Annotated in this window: 20 protein-coding genes and 1 pseudogene; 16 read left to right on the forward strand and 5 right to left on the reverse strand. The window is 34.2% G+C overall.

What is annotated here, in order from left to right:
- Window positions 1-119: 119 nt before the first annotated feature.
- The 3 genes and pseudogenes from FLV_RS20045 to FLV_RS17575 all read left to right on the forward strand — a co-directional run.
- Window positions 120-245 (forward strand): annotated as a pseudogene (locus FLV_RS20045) (QacE family quaternary ammonium compound efflux SMR transporter); the annotation flags it as partial.
- 17 nt (window positions 246-262) lie between these two features.
- Entirely contained in the window at window positions 263-727 is a 465-nt protein-coding gene (locus FLV_RS17570) for a GNAT family N-acetyltransferase (RefSeq protein WP_243235892.1), read from the forward strand.
- Window positions 728-746: 19 nt separating this feature from the next.
- Window positions 747-1,355 (forward strand): alpha-ketoglutarate-dependent dioxygenase AlkB family protein, encoded by a 609-nt coding sequence (locus FLV_RS17575; RefSeq protein ID WP_243235893.1) that lies wholly within the window; start codon window positions 747-749, stop codon window positions 1,353-1,355.
- Window positions 1,356-1,396: 41 nt separating this feature from the next.
- On the opposite strand, the gene FLV_RS17580 is transcribed toward FLV_RS17575, so the two are convergent.
- Together FLV_RS17580 and gldJ are read right to left on the reverse strand one after the other, a co-directional pair.
- Window positions 1,397-2,683, reverse strand: a complete 1,287-nt coding sequence (locus FLV_RS17580) for a UDP-N-acetylmuramoyl-tripeptide--D-alanyl-D-alanine ligase (RefSeq protein ID WP_243235894.1) — start codon at window positions 2,681-2,683, stop codon at window positions 1,397-1,399.
- Window positions 2,684-2,797: 114 nt separating this feature from the next.
- Window positions 2,798-4,486, reverse strand: coding sequence for a gliding motility lipoprotein GldJ (gene gldJ, locus FLV_RS17585; protein ID WP_243236049.1), 1,689 nt, complete (start codon window positions 4,484-4,486; stop codon window positions 2,798-2,800).
- A gap of 213 nt (window positions 4,487-4,699) precedes the next feature.
- On the opposite strand from gldJ, the gene porU reads away from it, so the two are divergent.
- From porU to FLV_RS19960, 6 genes are all read left to right on the forward strand, one after another.
- Window positions 4,700-8,536, forward strand: a complete 3,837-nt coding sequence (porU, locus tag FLV_RS17590) for a type IX secretion system sortase PorU (RefSeq protein WP_243235895.1) — start codon at window positions 4,700-4,702, stop codon at window positions 8,534-8,536.
- 48 nt (window positions 8,537-8,584) lie between these two features.
- Window positions 8,585-9,778, forward strand: a complete 1,194-nt coding sequence (gene porV, locus FLV_RS17595; protein ID WP_243235896.1) for a type IX secretion system outer membrane channel protein PorV — start codon at window positions 8,585-8,587, stop codon at window positions 9,776-9,778.
- 75 nt (window positions 9,779-9,853) lie between these two features.
- Window positions 9,854-10,336: a cytidine deaminase gene (gene cdd, locus FLV_RS17600; RefSeq protein WP_243235897.1), complete on the forward strand. Its 483-nt coding sequence runs from the start codon at window positions 9,854-9,856 to the stop codon at window positions 10,334-10,336.
- 161 nt (window positions 10,337-10,497) lie between these two features.
- Window positions 10,498-11,496, forward strand: coding sequence for a pyruvate dehydrogenase (acetyl-transferring) E1 component subunit alpha (pdhA, locus tag FLV_RS17605; protein ID WP_110347095.1), 999 nt, complete (start codon window positions 10,498-10,500; stop codon window positions 11,494-11,496).
- A gap of 6 nt (window positions 11,497-11,502) precedes the next feature.
- Complete coding sequence (locus FLV_RS17610; RefSeq protein ID WP_243235898.1) at window positions 11,503-13,134, forward strand: pyruvate dehydrogenase complex dihydrolipoamide acetyltransferase; 1,632 nt, start codon at window positions 11,503-11,505, stop codon at window positions 13,132-13,134.
- A gap of 334 nt (window positions 13,135-13,468) precedes the next feature.
- The gene (locus FLV_RS19960) at window positions 13,469-13,729 is read left to right on the forward strand and encodes a helix-turn-helix domain-containing protein (RefSeq protein WP_317235680.1); all 261 of its coding nucleotides are present in this window, start codon (window positions 13,469-13,471) and stop codon (window positions 13,727-13,729) included.
- Here the strand turns inward: FLV_RS19960 and FLV_RS17620 are convergent.
- On the reverse strand, window positions 13,726-14,970 hold the full coding sequence (locus FLV_RS17620) for a glycosyltransferase (protein ID WP_243235899.1): 1,245 nt from the start codon (window positions 14,968-14,970) through the stop codon (window positions 13,726-13,728). The two genes, FLV_RS19960 and FLV_RS17620, sit on opposite strands and share 4 nt — an antisense overlap.
- Window positions 14,971-15,073: 103 nt before the next feature.
- Here FLV_RS17620 and FLV_RS17625 point away from each other — a divergent pair, with 103 nt between their 5' ends.
- From FLV_RS17625 to FLV_RS19970, 5 genes are all read left to right on the forward strand, one after another.
- Window positions 15,074-15,655, forward strand: a complete 582-nt coding sequence (locus tag FLV_RS17625; RefSeq protein ID WP_243235900.1) for a tRNA-(ms[2]io[6]A)-hydroxylase — start codon at window positions 15,074-15,076, stop codon at window positions 15,653-15,655.
- Window positions 15,656-15,704: 49 nt separating this feature from the next.
- A complete protein-coding gene (locus FLV_RS17630; RefSeq protein ID WP_243235901.1) occupies window positions 15,705-18,467 on the forward strand; it encodes an AsmA family protein in 2,763 nt (920 codons plus the stop codon).
- Between the two features lie 89 nt (window positions 18,468-18,556).
- Complete coding sequence (locus tag FLV_RS17635; RefSeq protein ID WP_243235902.1) at window positions 18,557-19,369, forward strand: helix-turn-helix transcriptional regulator; 813 nt, start codon at window positions 18,557-18,559, stop codon at window positions 19,367-19,369.
- Between the two features lie 75 nt (window positions 19,370-19,444).
- Window positions 19,445-20,560: a serine hydrolase gene (locus FLV_RS19965; protein WP_262916470.1), complete on the forward strand. Its 1,116-nt coding sequence runs from the start codon at window positions 19,445-19,447 to the stop codon at window positions 20,558-20,560.
- 64 nt (window positions 20,561-20,624) lie between these two features.
- Complete coding sequence (locus tag FLV_RS19970) at window positions 20,625-21,110, forward strand: hypothetical protein (protein WP_317235681.1); 486 nt, start codon at window positions 20,625-20,627, stop codon at window positions 21,108-21,110.
- A gap of 100 nt (window positions 21,111-21,210) precedes the next feature.
- Here FLV_RS19970 and rpmA read toward each other — a convergent pair whose 3' ends face one another.
- Both rpmA and rplU read right to left on the reverse strand, forming a co-directional pair.
- Window positions 21,211-21,471, reverse strand: coding sequence for a 50S ribosomal protein L27 (gene rpmA, locus FLV_RS17645; RefSeq protein WP_025539465.1), 261 nt, complete (start codon window positions 21,469-21,471; stop codon window positions 21,211-21,213).
- 24 nt (window positions 21,472-21,495) lie between these two features.
- On the reverse strand, window positions 21,496-21,939 hold the full coding sequence (rplU, locus tag FLV_RS17650; RefSeq protein WP_078227187.1) for a 50S ribosomal protein L21: 444 nt from the start codon (window positions 21,937-21,939) through the stop codon (window positions 21,496-21,498).
- A 271-nt stretch (window positions 21,940-22,210) separates the two neighbouring features.
- On the opposite strand from rplU, the gene FLV_RS17655 reads away from it, so the two are divergent.
- Together FLV_RS17655 and FLV_RS17660 are read left to right on the forward strand one after the other, a co-directional pair.
- Window positions 22,211-23,533: a M16 family metallopeptidase gene (locus FLV_RS17655; protein WP_243235903.1), complete on the forward strand. Its 1,323-nt coding sequence runs from the start codon at window positions 22,211-22,213 to the stop codon at window positions 23,531-23,533.
- A 12-nt stretch (window positions 23,534-23,545) separates the two neighbouring features.
- On the forward strand, window positions 23,546-25,594 hold the full coding sequence (locus tag FLV_RS17660) for an insulinase family protein (protein ID WP_243235904.1): 2,049 nt from the start codon (window positions 23,546-23,548) through the stop codon (window positions 25,592-25,594).
- Window positions 25,595-25,630 lie beyond the last annotated feature (36 nt).

Raw genomic sequence — 25,630 nt, forward strand, 5'->3', positions numbered from 1 at the left:
AAACAAAAAATTGATATAATTTTGTCTTTACAAAGCATTGGTGAGGTTTATTGGTTCGCAAAACAAATTTACTAAACCTCTGCTTTGTTTTTTTATGATATCCAAACTAGCAACTTGAATTAATTACTATTATTGGAGCCCTTTTTTTCAAACAAATACCTGATTTACCAGCAATAATTGGATTGAGTTTAATTATTATTGGAGTTGTCGTTATAAATGTTTTTTCTAAAACTACGGCACATTAATTTTTAAAACCTAAAAAATGAATTTCAAAAAAGCAACAATTTCAGATTTAGCCGAAATGCAAAAATTATATATTGAAACCATTCAGTCAGTTTGCAAAAACGATTATAATCCGGAACAAATTGAAGCCTGGATTTATGGCGTAAAAAATACAGATCGCTGGATAGATGTTATCAATACACAATTTGTTTTATTAGCCATAATCGAAAAGCAAATTACAGGATTTGGAACCTTGAAAGACACAAATTATATTGATTTTTTCTACATTCATAAAAATTTTCAAAGACAGGGAATCGCCGATAAAATTCTGAACGCATTAGAGGTTGAAGCCAGAAATCATGGCTCAAAAACTTTAACTTCAGATATAAGCATAACCGCAAAACCTTTTTTTGAAAAGAATGGTTTTATTGTAAAAACGGAACAAAAAAATATTCGTCTCAATACAGAACTTATTAATTACAAAATGGAAAAGAAATTACAATAGCCTTCTTTAATTTAAAAAAATGGATTTATTCAATCTCGAAATAGACGAAAACACAAACTTACTCCCTAGTGACGGAACCGTAAATTATTACGGGAGATTATTCTCAAGAGAAGAATCAAATCATTATTTAGACATTTTTCTAAATACTATTGAATGGAAAAATGACGAAGCCATTATTTTTGGAAAAATGATTTTAACTAAACGAAAAGTAGCCTGGTACGGAGATCAGGAATTCGAATATACCTATTCAAACACTACCAAAAAAGCACTTCCGTGGACAAAAGAATTACTGGAATTAAAAACGTTTATTGAAGAAAAAACGGGAGAAACTTTCAATTCCTGTCTTCTGAATTTATATCACACCGGTGAAGAAGGAATGGCCTGGCACAGTGATGCCGAAAAAGATTTAAAGAAAAATGGCGCCATTGGCTCAGTAAGTTTTGGTGCCGAACGTAAGTTTGCTTTCAAACATAAAGAAACCAAAGAAACGGTTTCCTTGATTTTAGAACATGGCAGTTTATTGATTATGAAAGATGAAACACAAACGCATTGGCTGCATCGTTTACCTCCAACTAAAACAATTTCAAAACCTCGTGTCAATTTAACTTTTAGAACTATTGAAAAATAAAAAACCTAACAATTTCAAGAAACGGTTAGGTTCTGTTTATTTTATAAATATTCTAAAGTTCTTTCTAAAGCCATCCCACGAGAACCTTTAATCAATAAAGTACTATCATTTACGAATTTATTCACTTTCAGATATTCTGAAAAACCTTCAAAGGTTTCAAAAAAATGAAGATTTTCATTAGAAATTCGATTTTCATAAAACGATTTTCCAATCAAATAACAAACAGATTTATTCTGATGTTTCAAAGAATCTACAATAATTTTATGCTCTTGCTGACTTTCGCTTCCAAGTTCAAACATGTCTCCTAAAATCATTACTTTATTTGAATTATCTAACTGTAAAAAATTAGTAATTGCAACAGCCATACTACTCGGATTAGCATTATAAGCATCCAGAATAATTTCAAATGATTCTTTTTTTAATAACTGAGATCGGTTATTGGTCGGAATATAATTTTCAATTGCCCTTTTAATATCATTATCACCAACTTTAAAATAGCTACCGATGGCAACGGCAGCATTAATATTGTTAGCATTATAAAGTCCGATTAAATTAGATTTTACAAAAAAGTCATTGTAATTAATTACTACAAACGGATTTGCTTCTATCTTACCGACGTTAATATCTGCAAGACTATTATGCAAACCAAATGTGAAGGATTTGATTTTTTTTGATTTTTCAACCTGAATAGCATCATCCAAATTAACAAAGGCTATTTTATCATTTTCAAGTAAGTACTTATACATCTCACTTTTTCCTTCAATTACACCCTCAACACCTCCAAAACCTTCTAAATGAGCTTTTCCAAAATTGGTAATATAACCATAATCAGGTTGTGCTATCTCACATAAAAACTCAATTTCTTTTTTATGATTTGCTCCCATTTCTACAATTCCAATTTCGGTTTCATTGGTAAAAGACAGTAATGTTAACGGAACTCCAATATGGTTATTTAAGTTTCCAACAGTTGCTTTTGTCTTGTATTTTTGTGCCAAAACAACGTTTATAAGTTCTTTTGTTGTTGTTTTTCCATTGCTTCCCGTTAAGGCAACAATAGGAATTTTTAAGTATTGTCTATGAAATTTTGCTAACTCCTGTAATGTTTCTAAACTGTTTTGTACCAAAATTGTTCTTTCATCAATCAGATAAGACGGATTATCAATTACCACAAATAAAGCGCCTCTTTCTAAAGCCTCCTGAGCAAAAGTATTAGCATCAAAATTTTCTCCTTTAATAGCAAAAAACATGGAATCTTTTTCAATCTTACGTGTATCAATTGAAAGCGATTTACATTTTAAAAACAAATCATGAATTTCTTTAATATTCATTTTATAAGCATTTATTTAGATTATAAAAATAGAAAAAAAACAATAAAAAAATTCCAAATCCCTTACTGAACTCAGTTTTGGAATTTGGAATTTTTTTATTGGAATTTCTAAAATTTAATTCCTTGGTGATTTTCTTCTTTCAGTTTTAGCACCTACTCTAGACATTGCACATCTAAATCCGATGTAGTCAGTAGCCATATCCTGAGGAAAATATCTTCTTTGTGCAGGATCTAACCAGTAAGCTCTGTCTCTCCAGGAACCTCCTTTATAAACTCTTGCATTATCGTTTATTAAAGTTGTTCTTTTGCTTGAACTGTCATATTTTCTCACCATATTACCTAAACTATCTGTAGTAACATTATGAACTGGTGAGTTATACATTGATTCTTTTTTAGCATCATCAGCAGATTCTGAATCTCCAAAATCATAATATCTTGAAGATTGTTTATCTCCATCTCTATAATTTACGTTATCACTTTTGCTGAAATTTTGTCTCAAGTATGTTTCATTTTCATCAACCGGAACCTGAGCAATTTCTCCCGGTAAATTTGTAGCAACTACTTTACCGTTACTTAAAGTGGTATATTTAATATTATCTTTTGTGATAATTTCTAACTTACCATCTTTTCCAATTTTGTTTTTAGCGTATTGATTTCCTCTGTAGTAGTTAAAATCATTTGCTTCGTTATCAATTATTGGTCTGTAAACGTCAGCAACCCATTCTGCTACGTTACCCGCCATATCGTATAATCCAAAATCGTTAGCCGGATAACTTTTTACATTATTTGTAATATCGGCACCATCATCTGACCAACCTGCGATTCCACCGTAGTCACCATTTCCTTGCTTAAAGTTAGCCAATTGATCGCCTCTGTTTTTACGTTTTGCAGAACGAGTATAATCTCCAGACCAAGGGTATTTCTTTTGTCCTTTATAGATATTATATTCTCTTTGTCCTACATCTGCTGCTGCAGCATATTCCCACTCAGCTTCTGTAGGAAGTCTGTACTCCGGCAAAATAACACCTGAAGAACGTTGTGCATAAACATTTTTTTGTTCTTCTACTTCACCACCTTTTACTTTTCTAGGTCTTCTTCCGTTAGGGCTTTTCTTTAAAACGATCTCTTCATTACCTCCGTAAGAAGTAGATGGAGACGCAAGATAAGCTTCTGTGTTAAACAGACTTTCAGCACTAACATCTTGTGTTTTAGCACCTCTTTTAATATATCTTTCTTTCTCTAAAACAGCTTCGTTAACACGGTCAGTTCTCCATTTACTAAATTCAACTGCCTGAATCCAGTTAACACCAACTACCGGATAGTTAGCATAAGCGGGATGTCTTAAATAATTATTTGTCATCGTTTCGTTGTAACCTAAACGATTTCTCCATACCAAGGTATCCGGCGATGCCCCGGCATAAATATTTTTATAACTTTCTTCTGTAGGTGGGAAAACTTTTTTCAACCATTCCAGGTATTCTAAATACATACCATTGGTAACTTCCGTTTCATCCATGTAAAACGACTGAACGTGTTGTTGAGTTGGTGTGTTATTCCAATCGTGCATAACATCATCCTGTACTTTACCCATCGTAAATGTACCTCCTTCAACGAAAACTAAACCAGGACCGGCCTGTTGTTTTTTTCCTGCATTTCTGGCAGCCGTTCCATTCTGACTATCAACATCCCAACCTGTTGCTCTTGAAGCGCGGCTAGAACTTGATTTTTTGCTACAACTAGCCGTGCCTAACATCAATACTATTGACATCATTACTTGCAAGGCTACAATTTTGTTTACTTTCATACTCATTCTTAGGTGATAAATTTAGGTGCTGCAATATAATAATTAACATTTAATTAGCAACATGTGTTCTAATAATTTTATTTAGCTGTTTTTTTACCAGAAAATAACCTATAGTTTCGAACGCAAAAATATACTTTTTATTATAACTATAACATTAAATACTATATTTTTACTTACTAAAATATTTTAAAATTAATTTCGTTTTCTTTAACTATGAAACAAGCCATCCTTTTATATCTTTTTTTAGTTCCATTTTTCTTATTTTCCCAGAAAAATGGGACACTGACAATAGATTGGCAAAATAAAAAAGAAATGAATTTTGGTCAGTTCAAAACAAATATACCCTACTTTTCAGGCGATAATTTCCGATATGACATTACTAAAAAAACCATAACATTATTATTCAGCCCGAATTATTCGGATTTTTCCAGCAATAGCAACGTTCAAATTACCAACATTATTTACGAAGCTGTTTCTGCTAGTGATTTGGGAGATTTATCATTAGTAAATATTCTGGCAAAACCAAACGAAACTCTAGAAATAGCCACTTCAAGAGACCAAAAGCAAGGCTTCATTTCTTTATCACCAATCGTATCCGAAGGAAATAGCTTTAAAAGAATCAAATCTTTTTCTTATTCGATAAACAGCAACACTTCAAAAAACAACAACTCAGCCTCCACTTTAAAATCTAACAGTATTTCAAATTCGGTTTTATCCTCCGGAGACTGGTATCGCTTTTATGTTGAAAAATCAGGTGTTTATAGAATTTCAAGATCTTTTTTACAAAGCCTTGGCTTTGATGTAAGTAAAAGCGATCCTAAAAAAATAAAAATTTACGGAAACGGAGGAAGAATGCTTCCTTTATCCAACAACATCTATTACCCGGAAGATTTAACTGAAAATGCTATTCAGATTATTGGAGAAAATGACGGCAGCTTTAACAATGAGGACTACATTCTTTTTTACGCAGAAGGAATCAATAACTGGAACACGGAAAGCAAAACCAACATTAACTTATACGCTACCAGATCCTATTATTACATTACCACTCAGGGAGGTGACGGAAAAAGGATTTCTAACATGCCCCAACCTACAGGAAACAGCACTTTAGAATTAACCACTTTCGACGACCATCAATTTCATGAAACCGACTTGACCAATATTGCACATTTGGGACGTCAATGGTTTGGAGAATCGTTTGACATCAATCAGGAGCAAGAGTTTGAATTTAATTTTCCAAATCTTGAGTCAGCGACTCCAATAAAAATAGAAACTGTTGCGGCTTCAGCATCACTTACCAGCACTTCATTTACCGTTTCTGCTAACGGACAGAATATTGGAAATATTTCTTTTAGCCAGCTTAGTTCCGATTCTGATATAAAATTCAACACAGGCAATTTACCTGCTAATACAAGCTTTACCGGATCTGAAAATGTAAAAATAAAACTCACCTATAACAATAATGGAGTACCCGGATCTAAAGGATATTTGGATTACATTAATTTAACAGCAAAAAGAAAACTCAAAGGCACGGGGAAACAATTTCAATTTCAGTACGACCTCGCCGGTTCTACCTCAGGAATTGTAAACTACACCATCTCGAGCGCTTCCCAAATTTCACAAATTTGGGACATTACTGACCTATATAATGTATCTAAAATCGAAAACAGCAATTTAGATAATTTTAATTTTAAAGCTTCATTAGGTGAAATTCGAAAATACATAGCAATTGCCCCGGCAGATTATTACACACCTTTAAAAGAGAATCAGTCAAAAATTACAAATCAAAACTTAAAAGGGACTCTTTTCAAAAACAACCAAAATAACTTTCAGGATATTGATTATCTAATTATCACTCCAAGGATTTTACTTTCACAGGCTGAAAAACTGGCTAACTTTCATAAAACTTATTCCAATTTAAATGTAAAAGTTGTTACTCTTGAAAACATCTATCAGGAGTTTTCGTCAGGAAAGCAAGACATTGCTGCAATCAGAAACTGTATTCGATATGTTTACAAAAATGCCTCTACATCTGACAAGAGAATAAAATACCTGAATCTCTTTGGCGATGCCTCATTTGATTACAAAAACCGCATTTCCAACAATACTAACATTGTACCTATATACCATTCTTTAACCAGCAACACAATCGGCGAATCTTCTTTTGCTTCTGACGATTTTTACGGATTAATGGATGACAACGAAGGAAATGTTATGTCTTTTTTTGGAGGAATCGATATTGCCACAGGGAGGATGTTAATATCCGACAATGCACAGGCCGAAGAAATGGTCAATAAAGTTTTAGAATATCATAACACTAAATCTTACGGAAACTGGCGAAACAATTTTGTTTTAATCAGTGATGATTCCGACAAAGCTTCGGATGCCACATTACAGTCTCGTCAAAACACATTGGCAGACAAAATCGCCACTGAAAAGCCTTTTTTAAATATCGACAAAATCTTCATGGATTCTTATACACAAGAAGCATCTGCAGGAGGCTCAAGATACCCTAAGGCAAGGGCAGATTTTTTTGATGCGTTCGAAAAAGGCGCTTTAGTCTTTAATTACTTAGGCCACGGAGGAGAAGATGGCTTATCCAGCGAAAGATTATGGGAAAAATCAGATGGTCAAAACTTAAGCAATCAGTACAAATATCCTTTATTTATAACTATCACTTGTGAATTCTCCCGTTTTGACGACCCAACTCACCCTACAGCCGGAGAATATACTTTTTGGAATCCAAAAGGAGGTGCAATAGCAATGCTAACCACCGTTCGTTCAATCGGACAATACAATGCCGAAAATTTCAATGACATCTTAATGAAAAACCTTTTGTCTTTTGGATCTAATCAATATACAACAATCGCTGAAGCGCTTCGAATTTCAAAGAACGAAAATCCAAGCTCTTCCAGCAATGTTGTTTTTTACTTAGGAGATCCCGCAATAAAGCTAGCTATCCCCAAACCCCGAATCAACTTAACAAAAGTAAACGACCTGCCTGTTTCAGGAGTAATTGAAGATTTTAAATCTTTAGCAAAAATTAAAATATCCGGAGAAATTACCGACGAAAACAACAACCTGCTTAATAATTATAATGGCGAACTTTCGACTGCTATTTTTGACAAACTAATTACAAGCACAACACTTAATAATGATGGTTTTAGTCCGGCAATGCAATTCAAAACATTAGGCGAAACTATTTTTAGAGGAAATGCTTCCGTAACTAACGGTCAGTTTGAATTTAGTTTTATAGTTCCAAGAGACATTCGAATCCCTGTTAACAATGGCAGAATTAGTTTTTATTCCAAAAAAAATGAAGCTTTAGAAAACCAATCGGGATATAATGATGTAATAAAAATTGGAGGAATTAATGAAAATGCACCTCAGGACAATATTAGTCCAAAAGTGCAGTTATATATGAACGATGAAACTTTTGTGTCTGGAGGAATTACAAATGACTCCCCTTTTCTTTTGGCGCTTCTTGAAGACGAAAACGGAATCAACACAGCAAGCGGAATCGGTCATGATATTATTGCTATTTTAGATGGAGATGTTAGCAATCCTTATGTTTTGAATGATTATTATCAGACAAAACTGGATGATTACACGAATGGAAATCTACGTTTTCCGTTACGTAATTTAAGTCCGGGAATGCACACCATAAGTTTCACCGCCTGGGATGTTTACAATAATCCGGTAACAAGTGAGATTCAATTTATGGTTGTTAGCGATGAATCGCTCACATTGACACACGTTCTTAATTATCCAAATCCGTTTTCTACTTACACCCAGTTTTGGTTTTCTCACAACAAACCTTACGAACCTTTAGATGTTCAGGTGCAGGTAATGACGATAACAGGAAAAGTTGTCTGGACAAAAAACCAGCTTATCACAACTGAAGGTTTTTTATCAAGAGACATTACCTGGGATGGCAAGGATGATTTTGGAGACAGGATAGGAAAAGGTGTTTATATTTACAAACTCACTGTCAAATCCAATTTAACAAACAAAAAAGCAGAAAAGTATGAAAAACTTGTTATTCTATAATATATATTTGCACCATTAACAGATGAACTAACACTTTACTTAATATAAATGAAAAAAATATCGCTCTTACTATTTTATTTTATTATATCGTTTGCGAAAGCACAAGACAGACCAATCACTACAGGGGTACCTTTTTTACAAGTTGCCGCTGATGCCAGAGCTGCCGGACTTGGAGACCAGGGAGTTGCTACATCTGCAGACGTATTTTCTCAACAATGGAATCCTGCCAAATATGCTTTTTCAATTGACAAACAAGGATTTTCTGTCAGCTATACTCCTTATTTAACAGATTTAGTAAATGATATTTCGCTAAGCCAGGTAACCTATTACAACAAAATTAATGAACGAAGTGCTTTTGCCGGAAGCGTACGTTATTTTAGTATTGGTGATATCGAGTTAAGAAATGATGCGACTGACCCTGCCAACACTGTTAAACCTTCAGAATATGCAATCGACGGATCATACTCATTGAAATTAAGTGAAATGTTCTCTATGGCAGTAGCCGCAAGATTTATCAGTTCAAATTTAGGAATTACAACGGAAGGACAAAGTTTATCTGCAGCAAGATCATTTGCATTTGATGTTGCGGGATTTTATCAGTCTGAAGAATTTGCCTACAGAGATTTTAACGGAAGATGGAGAGCCGGTTTTAATTTTCAGAATCTTGGGCCAAAAATTAATTATGATTTAAGCGGAATAACGGACGGATCAGGATCAAACTTTCTTCCGGCTAACTTAAGAATAGGTGGTGGCTTTGATTTCATATTAGACGATTACAATAAAGTAGCAGTAGGTCTTGAATTTACAAAGCTACTTGTTCCTACCCAACAAATCCCTGTACCTGTTGATTTGAATAATGATGGAGACACCACAGATGCAGGAGAAACTAATGGCGTCCAGGAAGCTAACAACGAATATAATTCCATAGGCTGGGTACCTGGAATTTTTAAATCTTTTGGAGATGCTCCAGGCGGCTTCAGCGAAGAATTAAAAGAAATCACCTACAGTCTTTCAGGAGAATACACCTATCAGGATTCGTTTTCGATGCGTGCAGGATATTATCATCAAAGTCCTGAAAAAGGGGCGGTTCAATTTTTCTCTTTAGGAGCCGGATTTAAATACAATGTCGTAAAAGTGGATGTTTCGTACTTATTCTCTGCATCAAAAGTTAAAAATCCGTTAGAAAACACACTTCGTTTCTCATTAACCTTTAATTTTGGTGAGAAATACGAAGAGTATTAATCTGATAACAAATAAAAATATATCAAATCCAAATTTCTAGAAATAGAAATTTGGATTTTTTTTCCCTTACAAATAATGAAAGAAATAAGCGTAACATCATCATTTCTGGTTTTCGATACTTTAGAAGAACTACCAAACGACATTCAGAATTTAATGAATCAGGCCGTCGAAATTCGTAAAAAAGCGTATGCACCCTACTCACAATTTAGAGTTGGTGCCGCTTTACTATTAGACAACGGGAAAATTGTTTTAGGATCGAATCAGGAAAATGCGGCTTATCCCTCAGGATTGTGCGCAGAACGTGTAGCCATCTTTCATGCAGGAAGTATTTATCCGGAAGCTAAGATTTTAAAAATGGCCATTACAGCAGCATCAGATTTGAACCAGACTCAGGCTCCTATTCCGCCTTGCGGTTCCTGCAGACAATCAATCGCAGAATATGAAATCAAACAAGACACCCCCATTGAAATCTATTTTATGGGAGAAATTGGCGCAATTTATCAGTCGGCATCCCTTAAAAACCTCCTTCCTTTCATGTTTGATAAAAAGTTCTTGTAAAAAAAGCCAAAAAGTAGCTTTTAAATTTTAGTTCTTAAATGTAATGTCTTATTTTTGCATCCCGACCCTTCGGGCGCAAATTTGTGGGAGGAAACTATTTTTGCGTTATAGGTGATAATTGATAACACAAAAAAACAACTTTAGCAAAAGAAAGAATTCAGATGAAAGAAGTTACAAAAGAGGTTTACTTAAAGTGGTATGAAGACATGCTGCTTTGGAGAAAGTTTGAAGACAAACTTGCAGCATTATACATTCAACAAAAAGTCAGAGGATTTCTTCACCTCTACAATGGTCAGGAGGCAGTATTAGCGGGAGCTTTACATGCAATGGATTTGACTAAAGATAAAATGATTACTGCATACAGAAATCACGTACAGCCAATAGGTATGGGAGTTGATCCTAGACGTGTAATGGCTGAACTTTTAGGAAAAGCAACAGGAACATCAAAAGGTATGGGTGGTTCTATGCACATTTTCTCAAAAGAGCACCGTTTTTACGGAGGTCACGGAATCGTAGGAGGACAAATTCCTGTAGGAGCCGGATTAGCTTTTGCTGATAAATATTTTGAAACTGGTGGTGTAACCATGACTTATTTTGGTGATGGAGCAGCAAGACAAGGTTCATTACACGAAGCTTTCAACATGGCAATGTTATGGAAATTACCGGTTGTATTTATCGTTGAAAACAATGGTTATGCAATGGGAACTTCTGTTGAAAGAACTGCAAACCATACTGACATCTGGAAACTTGGTTTAGGATACGAAATGCCTTGCGGACCAGTTGACGGAATGAATCCTGTAAAAGTTGCCGAAGCAATGACTGAAGCAATCGAAAGAGCACGTCGTGGAGACGGACCAACTTTCCTTGAAATGAAAACGTACCGTTACAGAGGACACTCTATGTCTGATGCACAACTATACCGTTCAAAAGAAGAAATCGAAGAATACAAAAAAATTGACCCTATTACTCAGGTTTTAGATGTAATTATGGATCAAAAATATGCTACAGAAGAAGAAATTGAAGTAATTGACCAAAGAGTAAAAGACCTGGTTGAAGAATGTGTGAAATTCGCCGAAGAATCTCCATATCCGGACTTGCAACAATTATACGATGTAGTATACGCACAAGAAGACTATCCATTTACACCTCATAAACTATAATATATTATGGCGATTAAAGTAACAATGCCTCGTTTGAGCGATACTATGACGGAAGGAACGGTAGCGACTTGGTTAAAAAAAGTAGGCGACAAAGTCAGCGAAGGAGATATCTTAGCTGAAATTGAAACAGACAAAGCAACAATGGAGTTCGAATCTTTTAACGAAGGAACTCTTTTACATATTGGAATTCAGGCTGGAGAAACTGCTCCGGTTGATTCATTATTAGCAATTATTGGAAATGAAGGCGAAGACATTTCGGCTCTTTTAGCCGGTGGCGATGCCCCTGCCGCTCCAAAAGCTGAAGCCGCTCCTGCTGCCGAAGCAAAAACAGAAACTGCTGCTCCTGCAAAAGCTGCAACTGAATTACCAAAAGGTGTTATAGTGGTGACTATGCCTCGTTTGAGCGACACCATGACAGAAGGAACTGTAGCTACCTGGTTGAAAAAAGTAGGTGATACTGTTGCTGAAGGAGATATCTTAGCAGAAATTGAGACGGACAAAGCGACTATGGAGTTTGAGTCTTTCAATGCCGGAACATTATTATACATCGGAATTCAGGAAGGAAACACCGCTCCAGTTGATAGTTTATTAGCCATCATCGGACCAGCTGGAACTGACATTTCAGGAATTGCTGACGGTTTTACTGCCGGAGGTACTACAACTGCAAGCGCTCCTGCTGCTGCAGAAGAAACAAAAGCTGCACCTGTAGCCGAAAAAGCATCTGAAGCAGTTGCTGAAACTTCTAACGGAAGAATTTTAGCTTCTCCATTAGCTAAGAAAATTGCTTCCGACAAAGGAATTCAATTGTCACAAGTTAAAGGATCTGGAGAAAATGGACGTATCGTAAAAAGCGATATTGAAAACTTTACTCCATCTGCACAGCCTGCTGCTAAAGCAACTTCTGATGCAAAACCACAAGAATCAGCTGCACCAAAAGTATTTGTTCCTGCCGGAGAAGTTTACACAGAAGAGATCAAAAACTCTCAAATGCGTAAAATCATTGCAAAACGTCTTGCTGAATCATTATTTACTGCTCCTCACTATAACTTAGTAATTGAAGTAAGCATGGACGAAGCGATGGGCGCAAGAGCAACAATCAATACGGTTCCGGATACAAAAGTATCTTTTAACGATATGGTAATTAAAGCTTGTGCTTTAGCCTTGAAAAAACATCCAAAAATTAACTCTCAGTGGAAAGAAGATGCTATCATCATCAACCACCACGTAAATATTGGTGTTGCTGTAGCAGTTGAAGACGGATTAGTAGTTCCTGTATTGAAATTTACTGACGCTATGAGTTTATCTCAAATTGGTGCTTCAGTAAGAGATCTTGCCGGAAGAGCTAAAAACAAAAAATTAGGACCTCAGGAAATGGAAGGAAGCACATTTACAGTTTCTAACCTTGGAATGTTTGGTATCACTGAATTTAATTCAATTATCAACCAGCCAAACTCTGCCATCCTTTCTGTAGGTGCAATTGTTGAGAAACCAGTAGTTAAAAACGGTCAGATTGTAGTTGGAAACACCATGATGTTATCATTAGCTTGTGACCACAGAACAATTGACGGTGCAACTGGCGCTCAATTTTTACAAACATTAAAACAATACATCGAAAGCCCGGTTACAATGTTGGCATAAAACAATGTCAGCCTGAGCAAAGTAGAAGGTTATTATAATTTTAAAATCCCGTTTTGAAAAATTCAAAACGGGATTTTTTTTTCTCAACCTGAACTGAATTATTATTATCTCCAACGGCTGAAACCATTGGTTATAGTTTATAACATTGGATTATTATTTTCAAACGATGCTAAAAAAACAAAATGCTCCTATTTAGCCCCGATTGCTACGCCAGTTCGCTTCGCTCGTATGAAGTGAAAATCCTTATGGCCCGGAGTTCGGGACATAAGATTATAACCGAAAGCGGGACGATACTTGCTGAAAAATCCTAACCTTTCTGCTCCAAAAAATAATAATCGTATTCAGGTTTCTCAAATTTTCACAGGGAAAATTATCCAAGAATTACTTCAAAAAAACACTTACTGATTTAATTTCGGAAAGAATCATCATTGAAGCTAAAAGAGAATTATATATGACCAACAAAACGGTAAAAGAAATCGCTTATGAATTAGGCTATGATGACGAACATTATTTTAGTAGATTTTTTAAAACCAATGCTGATGTTTCTCCTCAAATTTATCGAGAAACATTAGGATTTGGAAAAATGGAAGCTTAATTTTTATTCTTCGCCTCTATCCATTTTGCCATGTATTTAGTACTTTTTAAAGTATGATGCTGAAGCAGACTCCCCATAAAATTTTGTAAACGATGGCTTTCTGAATCTTTCAAAAGTGAATCAACTACAGCTATTAATTCCACAGAATATTTTTCCTTTTGATAACATTCATTAACAATGGTAATTCCATTTTTTTGAGATTGTCCCCAAAGCTTTTTATCCTGATATAACAAAATAGCATGTTTAGCAAATTCATCAACATCATCTGCAATAAAGCCATTCCAAGATAAATTTGCATGCATCGCTTCAGAGCCAATTGTTGAAGTTACACTTGGCGTACCACATTGCATGGCTTCTAACAATTTACCTTTTAAACCAGCACCAAAACGAATCGGAGCTAAAACAACCCTGGCTTTTTTAACAATTTCATTAGCATCATTAGCTCTTCCCATTATAAAAAAACCATTTTTGGGTTGATGCAATTGTAATACTTTTTGCGAAGGATAAGCGCCATACACTTCTAAAACAGCTTCAGGGAATTGTTTTTTAATTAGAGGCCAAATCGATTCTTTTAAATATTGAACCGTATTCCAATTGGGTTCATGAAGAAAATTCCCGATGAAAACAAAATGCTGACGATCTTCAAAAGAAGGCAATTTCAGCAAATCTTCTTCTGACATTTCTTCAACTAAAAAAGGCAAATATTGCAATAAATTCGGATCAATTTTAAAAATATCTTTTAAAACCTTCATTTCAAATTCAGAAATAATATAACTCAAATCACATCTTAAAATACTGGCAATTTCACGTTTTGCTACTTCTTCAGATAACAAATCATTCCATTTAAACATCCTGTTTTCTTTGAATGCTTTTTGACGTGCAGTCCTTAAGCAATGCAAATCTTCTGTATCTAATAATCGAATCGCTTTCGGACAATGCTCTGCCACTCGCCAGCCAAATTGTTCTTCAATCATAAAACGATCAAACAAAACTACGTCCGGATTGAGTTCAATTATAAAATCATCAAAACTCGAATTATTCAGTTCAATCGATTTTTTCTCAACACCAAATTCAGACAAATCAACCATAAAATCGCTATCTAAAGCCGGACTTGCAAATGTAATTTCAAATCCATTTGCTGTAAAAATCGAAATCAACTGCATCATTCTTCCACCCGCTGCGGAAGAATTGGGTTCAGGCCAGACAAAGCCAATAATTAATAGTTTTTTTATCTGTTTCATTTTTAATATTTTCTAGTTGCAAAATAATGCTTTTTTAGGCGCATTTACTGATTTTAGGTTATAAAAAAGACTAATTTTGCAGCATACAATTTTGATAAAAATTATGTTAGGATTAAAATTAGCCACAGACCCGCGTTGGGTAAATATCGTCGAATCGAATATCGAAGAAATTTTGACAGATCATGCCTGGTGCGAGCAAAAAGCAGCTTCAAACGCAATCAGCTTAGTTACTTACAACTCTGAATTAGAGGAATTAGTAACCGAAATGTTAGTGATTGCCAGGGAAGAACTGGAACATTTGCAAATGGTTCACGATTTAATCAAAAAAAGAGGCCTGACTTTGGGGCGCGAAAGAAAAGATCATTATGTAAATGAGCTTTTTAAGTTCATGAAAAAAGACGGAAGCCGAAAAGATGCACTTTGTGATCGTTTATTATTTTCGGCCATGATTGAAGCCAGAAGCTGTGAACGTTTTAAAGTTCTTTCTGAGAATATTAAAGATGAAGAATTGGCTAAATTTTACCGTGACCTGATGATTTCTGAAGCCGGTCATTATACTACTTTTTTAGGATTCGCCAGAAAATATCAGGACAATATCGATATTGATAAACGCTGGAAGGAATGGATTGAATACGAAGGTTCAATTATTACCAATTATGGAAAAAGCGAAACCGTACACGGTTAATTTGTCTATTTTTTATCATTATTAAATACTTAAATTTAACAAAACAGTTATGTCAAAAAACAAATCTAAATCGATTTTATTGAAAATTGCAAAATACTCCGGAATAACCTTTGTTGTTATTTTAGGTCTATTGTTTTTGACACCTATTGTTTTTGCTGATAAAATTAAGGAGCAGATTAAAAAAACGGCTAATGAAAAATTAAGCGCAGAACTGAATTACTCTGATGTATCCTTGTCATTTTTTCATCATTTTCCTTCTTTAACTTTAACATTAAACGATTTAAGCCTTAACGGCTCTGCACCCTATAAAAGCGAAAAATTCATTACCGCTAAAGAGGTTTCTTTTGGAATAAATGTGGCCAGCTTAGTTTTTAGCAAATCCGTAAAAATTGATCAGATATATTTATCCGATTCATTTATTAATGTAAAAGTAAACCCAAAAGGAGAAGCAAATTATAATATTTATAAATCATCTTCACAGGCCGAAACGACAAAAGATAGCAGCGAAACAGCTCTAAAACTGGAGCGAATTGAGATTTTGAACAGTAAAATAATTTATAACGATCAATCTACCAAAGTACATTTTGATGCGCTTGGATTTAATTATTTAGGAAAAGGAGATCTAAACAAAGCTGTTTTTGATTTATACTCGAAAGCTAACATCGAAAAACTGAATATTGTTTACGAAGGCGAACCTTATTTAATGAACAAAAAGATTGACGCTGATTTAATTACTAAGGTAAACGTAAACTCATTGTCTTTTTTCTTTCAACAAAATAATTTAAAAATCAATCAGCTTTTGGTCGATTTTAAAGGGAAATTTGATTTTTTGAAAGACGGTTACAAAATGGATTTTGTTATAAAATCTGACAATAGTAACCTGCACGATGTCTTTACAGCTTTCCCTCCAAAATATATTACGTGGCTTTCTAAAACGGAATTAAAAGGAAATACTAATTTACTTTTTACTCTAAAAGGAGATTATATTGCCTCACAAAATATAGCGCCAGACCTTAATCTGGATGTAAAAATAGACAACGGATTTGTAAATTATGACAAAAATGCTTTTCCGGTTTCAAATTTGAACCTGGACATTAAAACAAAAGTTCCTTCTTTAAATCCGGATCTTGTAATTGTTGATGCAAAAAATTTATCCTTAAACATTAACAAAGATTATTTAAAATCTAAATTTTACGTAAAAGGTGTCAATACTCCGGAAATCAATGGTGAATTTAAAGCAAAAATTGATCTTGGAAAACTAACTAAAGCTTTAGGAATTCCTGACATTGAACTAAAAGGAACTCTTACCGGAGATATAAAAACCAACGGAAAATTTGATCAAAAAAACAGACTTTTCCCTGCTACAAAAGGCTTTGTCGATTTAAATAACGGATATGTAAAAACCAAATATTACCCAAATCCGATTACGAATATTATTGTGAAATCTAATATAAGCAATCAAAAAGGGACTTTTGACGATTTAAAAGTAAAACTAAAACCTGCTCAATTCACTTTTGAAGGAAAACCGGTTTTTGTATCGGCTGATTTGAACAATTTTGATGATTTAACTTATGACGTGAAAGCCAAAGGAGAACTTGACGTTAAAAAAATATATAAGGTTTTCTCTCAAAAAGGACTTGATTTGGATGGTTTCATAAAAGCTGACCTGGCTTTAAAAGGAAAACAAAGTGATGCCACAAAAGGAAATTACAGCAAACTTCACAACAAAGGAACACTTGAACTAAGGAACATCGGAATTGCATCAGAATATCTTCCTCAAAAATTCATTATTAAAGAAGGTATTTTTAAAATCAATCAGGATAAGATGTCTTTCAATAACTTTTTGGCAGCTTATGGCCAATCTGATTTTAAGATGAATGGTTATCTGCAAAATGTTTTTAATTACGCAACTACTAATACCGGAATTCTAAAAGGTTCCTTTACTGTTTATGCACGATATATTAACGTAGATGAGTTTATGTCAACTACAGACAACAGCACACCTGTTACAAAAAGCTCTGCTCAACAAACTGAAACAAAATCAGGCACAACCACTCAGACAGGAGTTATCATAATTCCGACCAATTTGAATCTGCAATTAATGGCAAATGCACAAAAGGTATATTTTGACAAGCTTAACCTTCAAAATGCAAAAGGAAATTTAAGTATGAAAAATGGCAAACTGACCATGCAAAATACAGGATTCAATTTAATTGGCTGCAATGTGAATATGAATGGTAATTATCAAGCCACGACACCCCAAAAGGCTAATTTTGATTACAGTATAAAAGCTTCAGATTTTAGCATAAAAAGAGCTTATAACGAAATTGAAGTTTTCAGAAAAATGGCCAGTGCCGCCGAAAAAGCTCAGGGAATTGTTTCTTTAGATTACAAACTAAAAGGGCGCTTAAACGAAAATATGGAGCCGGTTTACCCTTCTTTAACCGGTGGTGGAACACTTTCTGTTAAAGATGTAAAAGTAAGAGGTTTGAAAATGTTTAACGCAGTGAGTAAAGAAACAAGCTCTGAATCGATGAAAAATCCTGATGTTTCTAAAGTTGATATTAAAACTACAATCAAAAACAACATCATGACTGTAGAACGTTTTAAATTTAAGTTTGCGGGCTTCAGGCCACGAATCGAAGGAACAACAAGTTTAGACGGAAAACTTAATTTAAAAATGCGTTTGGGATTACCTCCGTTAGGTATATTTGGAATTCCACTGACTGTTACCGGAACTCAAAATAATCCAAAAGTAAAAGTGGGCCGCAATACGGAAGATCTTGAGGAAACAGAAGATACTGAGCAATAGAATCTAAAACCTGCTTTTTTGAGCAGGTTTTTCTTTTTATTAAATTATATTTATAGTTTTGGTTTTGAATAACAAACAGACAGACAACCATGAATCAGTCAAAAAGGGGAGAATTTTATGGTCAGACTAACAAAACGATTTCTCTTGAAGGAATAACGCTCACAGATACTGTATATACCCTCCCTAAAGTCGACTGGCACTATCATGAGCATGCTTATTTTACATTTATCCTGCAGGGAAATGTAATTGAAGGAAATAAAAAAGAAGTTTATAATTGCTCACCAGGAAGTTTGCTGTTTCACAACTGGCAGGAATCTCATTATAACATCAAACCAGATGGTTTTACCAGAGGTTTTCATCTTGAAATTGAAAAAAAATGGTTTGATGATTTGACAATAAACAGCAATAATTTGCAAGGAAGTACCTCGATCCTGAATCCGGACATCAAACTTTTGATGTATAAAATATTCCGGGCAACTAAAATCGATGATATCCAATCTGATCTTTCCACACAAACTTTATTGATCGAAATACTGTCAAAACTAAATGGTGATTCTCAATCCGTTTTACATAAAAATCCGAAATGGGTTTTAATGATTGACGAAATTCTCCATGATCAATTCACAGAAACTATAACGCTCGATTATTTATCAAAAATACTAAACATACATCCTATTCATCTTTCACGGGATTTTTCAAAATATTTTCATTGCAATTTGGGTGAATATATCCGGAAATTAAAAGTAGAGAAAGCATTGTCTTTAATTGGTTTGCAGAATAAATCTTTGACTGAAATAGCTTATGAGTGTGGCTTTTCTGACCAAAGTCACCTTACACGATCATTTAAAGACGTTAACGGTTTAAATCCTTCTGAACATAAAAAATTGCTTTTCAAAAAATAAGTAAAATGTTAATTCTGTACAATTTTTTGAATTTGTTGCGCCGTAGTTTTACATTTTAACACTTATAAAAATCATATGATAAAACAAATCTTTTTATTATCAATACTATTTTTCAATAACATTGTTTCGGCACAAAATAATAATCTGATAAAAACCGATGAAATAACGACTGAATTACATAAGCGTAATATTGGCCAAATTACCTTTATGAATGGAAATATTCCTTTAGATCAATATACCGAATCTGATTTTCTCAAATCATTCGAATTAAAACGCAAATCAGACTTGAACATCAGAGTTTTTATGGATAATTCTGTCGCGAATTATTTACATCAATTAAACCCTAATTTACCTGCAGAAAAGCTTTTACAAACAGGGAACCTCCAATTTTCATTTTATATTGACAACAAGTTTATTTATAAAGAAAATATTAATTCCGGATGCAATTTCGGATCAGGAGGCAACAAAAATACTTCAACGACATTTAGGGTTCCACTTACCAGCTCAAAAGGAGAAGACTGGTGGGCAATATACATGTGGGACAGATTTAAAGATAATGGCGGAGAAAAAGCTTTGACTGAAGGTACGCATAAACTAAAAATAGAAATTCGGCCTTATCTTAAAAAAGGTATTACTACCGAAATTAAAACGGGAGATCTAATAGCAAAAGGTGAAATCCAGCTTGTTATAAAAAAACCAAAATTAACAGCAAAACAAATTGAAGTTCAGCCCATATTACCAAACAGCGATTGGGAAGTCTCGAATTTTCCTTTTGACAAAAAAAAGATCGAAAAGCTTAATAATGATATTGCAAATTATAGTTTGAAAGAGATAACAAGTGTAGTTGTTGTTTATAATAAAAAGCTTTTAATTGAAGAGTATTTTAATGATGCAAACAGAAATACTTTACATGACACCCGTTCAGCAGGAAAATCTTTTGCATCAACATTAATGGGAATTGCCATAAAGGATGGACATATTAAAAATGAAAATCAAACTTTAAACAAATTCTACGAGTTAAATAAATTTGCAAATTACGGAACAAAAAAAGATAGTGTAAAAATAAAAGACTTGCTAACCATGAGCTCTGCATTTGAAGGTTCTGATATAGATGGAGATTCGCCAGGAAACGAAGAAAACATGTATCCTACAGATAACTGGGTAAAATTCGCTCTAGACTTACCTATATAAATCTAAAACCAATGGCAGCAAATGGGATTACTTTACAGCCGGAACAGTTTTATTAGGCGATATTATAAACAAATCTGTTCCTAATGGATTAGAAAAATATGCTAATGAAAAACTTTTCAAACCATTAAACATCACTAATTACCAATGGCAATTTACTCCGCAAAAAGTGCCTAATACCGCAGGAAGCCTGCAAATGACATCGCTTGATTATGCAAAATATGCTCAATTGTACAAAAACAAAGGTCTTTGGAATGGCAAACAAATTCTTTCTCCAGACTGGGTTGAAAAAACTTTAACTCATCAAATTCAAATTCCCGAAAGAGAGAATCAATTCTATGGTTATTTGTTTTGGAATAAGACTTTTACTTTTGAAGGTAAAGACTACGAAACGTATTATTGCGCTGGTAATGGAGGAAATGAGTTTATAATCTTCAACGATTATCCTATTGTAATTATTATCACTTCAAAAGCTTACAACAAACCTTATGGACACGCTCAGGCTGATAAAATTGTACTTGATTATGTACTGCCTTCTATAATAAAAGAATAAAATTTACTTTTTTATTTATTCAAGCCGATAATTTCAATTTATAGAAAACAAAAAACCCGATCTTTTCAGATCGGGTTTTCTATAATAATTTATCTAATGATTATGCTTCGAATGGAAGGATAGATACATAAGATTTGTTATCTCTTTTCTTTTGGAACTTAACAACTCCATCAACTTTAGCATGTAAAGTGTGATCTTTACTAATGTAAACGTTTTCACCTGGATTGTGTTTTGAACCTCTTTGTCTAACGATGATGTTCCCAGCAATAGCAGCCTGTCCACCAAAAATCTTAACGCCTAGACGTTTTGATTCTGATTCTCTACCATTCTTCGAACTACCGACACCTTTCTTGTGAGCCATGACGTATGAGTTTAAATATTGTTATTATTCTTCTTTAGCTTCTTTTTTTGCTTTTGGAGCTGCTGCTTTTTTTGCTTTTGGAGCTGCTTCAGCTTCAGTAGCCGGAGCTTCTTCTGCTACAACTGCTTTTTTAGCTGCTGCTTTTTTAGTTCCGCCTGCTGCAGTAATACCTTCAATTACAATTTGTGTAAGATATTGTCTGTGACCATTTCTCTTTTTGTATCCTTTTCTTCTTTTCTTTTTGAAAACGATAACTTTATCACCTTTTAAGTGTTGTAACACTTTAGCTTCTACTGAAGCACCTTCTATAGCTGGGGCGCCTAAAGTTACATTTCCGTTATCGTCTAATAAAAGAACTTTGTCAAAAGAAACTTTTGAACCTTCTTCGTTAGCCAAACGGTGAACATAAACCTTTAAGTCTTTGCTTACTTTAAATTGTTGCCCTGCTATCTCTACGATTGCATACATACCAAATTGATTTATTGATTTTTAAGGATGCAAATATACAATTAAAAATTTAGTATGCAATCTCTTATTTCAAAAATATTTTCCCTGCTTTAAAGTCTGCTTTTCAAGGCGTTTGATTCCATTTTCAAAAGAATTTAAAAGTAAAAGATTGTTAAAATATAATCAAAACAAGCACCAGTTTTTAAATAACAACTAAAAAAAGGTATTTTTGATGTAACATAAATCAACTCTTGAATACCTACTCTTAGGTAAATATAAATTATTAATCTTTATGAAAAATTCAATAATGATGTTAAGTGCTGCACTTATGCTTGGCGGAGTAGCTAATGCCCAAAAAGTAGCTTTTGAAGAATACAATTTAGACAATGGCATGCATGTTATTCTGCACAATGATCCTTCTGCCCCTGTTGTTATTACCTCTGTAATGTATCACGTAGGTTCAAAAGACGAACGCCCTGACCGAACGGGTTTTGCACATTTCTTCGAACATTTATTATTTGAAGGAACCGAAAACATAAAACGCGGCGAATGGATGAAAATCGTTACCGCAAATGGCGGCGTTAACAATGCCAACACTTCTGACGACAGAACGTATTATTATGAAGTTTTTCCATCAAACAGTTTAGAACTGGGATTATGGATGGAATCTGAAAGACTGATGCACCCAATTATTAATAAAATAGGTGTTGAAACTCAAAATGAGGTTGTCAAAGAAGAAAAAAGAATGCGCTACGACAATCAGCCTTATGGAAACATTTTACCTGAGGTTAAAAAATACATGTTCAAAAATCACCCGTACCGATGGACGACTATTGGTTCGATGAAAGATCTTGACGCTGCCACTCTTGAAGAATTTCAGGCTTTCAACAAAAAATTCTACACCCCAAATAATGCCGTTTTAGTTGTTGCCGGAGATTTCGACAAAGCCAAAACCAAAGAATGGATTCAGAAATACTTTGGACCAATTCCGAAAGGAGAAGTTTTGAAAAAACAAACTTTTACCGAAGAGCCAATTACTCAGACGATCCACGCCACTTACGAAGATCCGAACATTCAGATTCCGATGGTAGTTGCCACTTACAGAACGCCTTCGATGAAAACCAGAGATGCAAGGGTTTTAGACTTAATATCTTCTTATTTAAGTGACGGGAAAAGCTCTAAACTGTACAAAAAAATAGTCGACGACAAAAAAATGGCCCTTCAAATTGGCGCCGTAGGTTTCAGCCAGGAAGATTACGGAATGTACATTTTGTATGGTCTGCCAATGGGCAAATACACCACAGCTGACATTTTAAAAGAAATGGACGAAGAAATTGTAAAAATCCAAACCGATTTAATTTCCGAGAAAGACTATCAAAAATTACAAAATAAATTCGATAATAATTTTGTCAATGCAAATGCAAGCGTTGAAGGAATTGCAGAAAATCTAGCCTCTTATTATTTACTTTATGGAGACGTGAATCTTATTAATACCGAAATCGACATCTACCACTCTATCACCCGAGAAGAAATCAGAGAAGTCGCTAAAAAGTATTTAAATCCTAATCAGCGTTTAATTTTAGATTATGTTCCTTCAAAAAAAGTTCAAAACTAAGAATATCGAATCATGAAAAAAATACATACAGTTTTAATCCTTTTATTCCTTACCGGAATTATGCAAGCACAAGATCGACCACAACCAAAACCAGGAAAATCACCAGTTGTCAACATCAAAAAACCACATACTTTTGTTTTGGCAAACGGCATGAAAGTTTTGGTAGTTGAAAATCATAAATTACCAAGAGTAAGCTTTAATCTTACATTAGACAACGCTCCTTTTACCGAAGGAAATAAAAAAGGCGTTGACGAGCTAACCAGCAGTCTGATTGGAAACGGAACCAAAAAAACTACAAAGGAAGCATTCAATGAAGAAATTGACTTTTACGGAGCAAATATCAATTTTACTTCTCAGGGAGCTTCTGCAAGTGCTCTTTCCAAATATTCCGGACGAGTTTTGGAACTTTTGGCAGAAGGTGCTTTACAGCCAAATTTCACTCAGGCCGAATTCGATAAAGAAAAAGCAAAAATGCTGGAAGGCCTTAAAGCCGACGAAAAAAGTGTTCCCGCTATTGCCAGTAGAATTGTAGATGTTTTGGCTTTTGGAAAAAATCATCCTTCGGGCGAATTTGTTTCTGAAGAAACCCTGCAAAATGTTACTCTTGCTGATGTCCAAACTAATTACAACACTTATTTCGTTCCTGAAAACGCCTATTTAGTTATAGTGGGTGATATTAAATTTAAAGAAACAAAAGCTGCTGTAGAAAAACTTTTTAACGGATGGAAAAAACAAGCTGCTCCAAAAAACACCTATCCAAATCCTGAGAACGTTTCTAAACTTGAAATTGATTTCGTAGATGTTCCAAATGCAGTTCAGTCTGAAATTTCATTAGTAAATACTGTAAGTTTAAAAATGAGCGATCCTGATTTTTTTCCTGCCGTAATTGCAAATCAAATTTTAGGAGGTGATTTTAACAGTTATCTGAACATGAATTTACGTGAAAAGCACGCCTGGACGTACGGTGCAAGTTCAAATATTGGAAGCGGAAAATATGTAACCAAATTCAAAGCTTCATCGGCTGTTCGAAATGCCGTTACAGACAGTGCCGTGGTTGAATTTATAAAGGAAATTAAAAGAATCCGAACTGAAAAAGTTTCTGAAGATGTCCTGAAAAACGTAAAAGCAGGCTACATCGGGCGTTTTGTAATGCAGGTTGAAAAACCTCAATCAGTTGCGCGCTACGCATTAAATACCGAAACAGAAAAACTACCGGCTGATTTCTACGAAAAATACATTCAGACCATTAGCAACGTTACCATTGAAGATATTTATCGCGTGTCGAACAAGTATTTCCCAATCGACAACATGAGAATTGTAATTGTCGGTAAAGGGTCTGAAGTGCTTCCGGGTTTAGAAAAACTCGGAATTCCGATTTCTTATTTTGACAAGTATGGAAACTCAATTACCAAACCTGTTTCTAAAAAAGAAGCTCCTGCCGGAGTAACAGCAAAAGTTGTTTTTGATAATTACATTAAAGCAATTGGAGGAGAAAAGGCCGTTTCATCCGTAAAAACATTATTCATGAACGGAACAACTACCATTCCGCAGGCACCCGCTCCTCTAACTTTTATTTCAAAATTAGATTCTAAAGGAAAAATGATTGTTTCTCTTTCTATGGGAAGCATGGCTTTAATGAAACAGGTTGTAAATGAAAAAGGAGCCTATATTGAACAGCAAGGGCAGCGCAAAAATTTAGAAGGCTCAGATTTAGCCGAGATGAAAGCTAATGCTGCTCCTTTTGAAGAATTGCAACTAAGCAAAAGAACCGATTTAACCGTAAGCGGAATTGAGCAGATAAACGGTAATGATGCTTACTCCATAAAAGATGGTAAAACAATCTATTTTTATGATGTAAAATCAGGTTTAAAAGTAGCCGAAACCAAAGTAAAAGAACAAAGCGGACAATCAACCACACAAACCACTTATTTTAATGATTACAAAGAAGTAAAAGGTGTAAAAGTTCCTTTTAATTTAATACAAAATGTAGGTTTTGAATTAGATATTAAAATGTCTGATATTAAAATAAATGAAGGAGTTACTGAAAAAGATTTTCTTTAAGATTCTGAGTTGCTAAGTTACTGAGATTCTAAGATT

The organism is Flavobacterium pectinovorum, from assembly GCF_022802975.1.
Lineage (GTDB): Bacteria > Bacteroidota > Bacteroidia > Flavobacteriales > Flavobacteriaceae > Flavobacterium > Flavobacterium pectinovorum_B.

Coding starts and splice junctions, on each gene's coding strand:
- FLV_RS17570 (WP_243235892.1), top strand. CDS start 263: ATGAATTTCAAAAAAGCAACAATTTCAGATTTAGCCGAAATGCAAAAA.
- FLV_RS17575 (WP_243235893.1), top strand. CDS start 747: ATGGATTTATTCAATCTCGAAATAGACGAAAACACAAACTTACTCCCT.
- FLV_RS17580 (WP_243235894.1), bottom strand. CDS start 2,683: ATGAATATTAAAGAAATTCATGATTTGTTTTTAAAATGTAAATCGCTT.
- gldJ (WP_243236049.1), bottom strand. CDS start 4,486: ATGAAAGTAAACAAAATTGTAGCCTTGCAAGTAATGATGTCAATAGTA.
- porU (WP_243235895.1), top strand. CDS start 4,700: ATGAAACAAGCCATCCTTTTATATCTTTTTTTAGTTCCATTTTTCTTA.
- porV (WP_243235896.1), top strand. CDS start 8,585: ATGAAAAAAATATCGCTCTTACTATTTTATTTTATTATATCGTTTGCG.
- cdd (WP_243235897.1), top strand. CDS start 9,854: ATGAAAGAAATAAGCGTAACATCATCATTTCTGGTTTTCGATACTTTA.
- pdhA (WP_110347095.1), top strand. CDS start 10,498: ATGAAAGAAGTTACAAAAGAGGTTTACTTAAAGTGGTATGAAGACATG.
- FLV_RS17610 (WP_243235898.1), top strand. CDS start 11,503: ATGGCGATTAAAGTAACAATGCCTCGTTTGAGCGATACTATGACGGAA.
- FLV_RS17620 (WP_243235899.1), bottom strand. CDS start 14,970: ATGAAACAGATAAAAAAACTATTAATTATTGGCTTTGTCTGGCCTGAA.
- FLV_RS17625 (WP_243235900.1), top strand. CDS start 15,074: ATGTTAGGATTAAAATTAGCCACAGACCCGCGTTGGGTAAATATCGTC.
- FLV_RS17630 (WP_243235901.1), top strand. CDS start 15,705: ATGTCAAAAAACAAATCTAAATCGATTTTATTGAAAATTGCAAAATAC.
- FLV_RS17635 (WP_243235902.1), top strand. CDS start 18,557: ATGAATCAGTCAAAAAGGGGAGAATTTTATGGTCAGACTAACAAAACG.
- FLV_RS19965 (WP_262916470.1), top strand. CDS start 19,445: ATGATAAAACAAATCTTTTTATTATCAATACTATTTTTCAATAACATT.
- rpmA (WP_025539465.1), bottom strand. CDS start 21,471: ATGGCTCACAAGAAAGGTGTCGGTAGTTCGAAGAATGGTAGAGAATCA.
- rplU (WP_078227187.1), bottom strand. CDS start 21,939: ATGTATGCAATCGTAGAGATAGCAGGGCAACAATTTAAAGTAAGCAAA.
- FLV_RS17655 (WP_243235903.1), top strand. CDS start 22,211: ATGAAAAATTCAATAATGATGTTAAGTGCTGCACTTATGCTTGGCGGA.
- FLV_RS17660 (WP_243235904.1), top strand. CDS start 23,546: ATGAAAAAAATACATACAGTTTTAATCCTTTTATTCCTTACCGGAATT.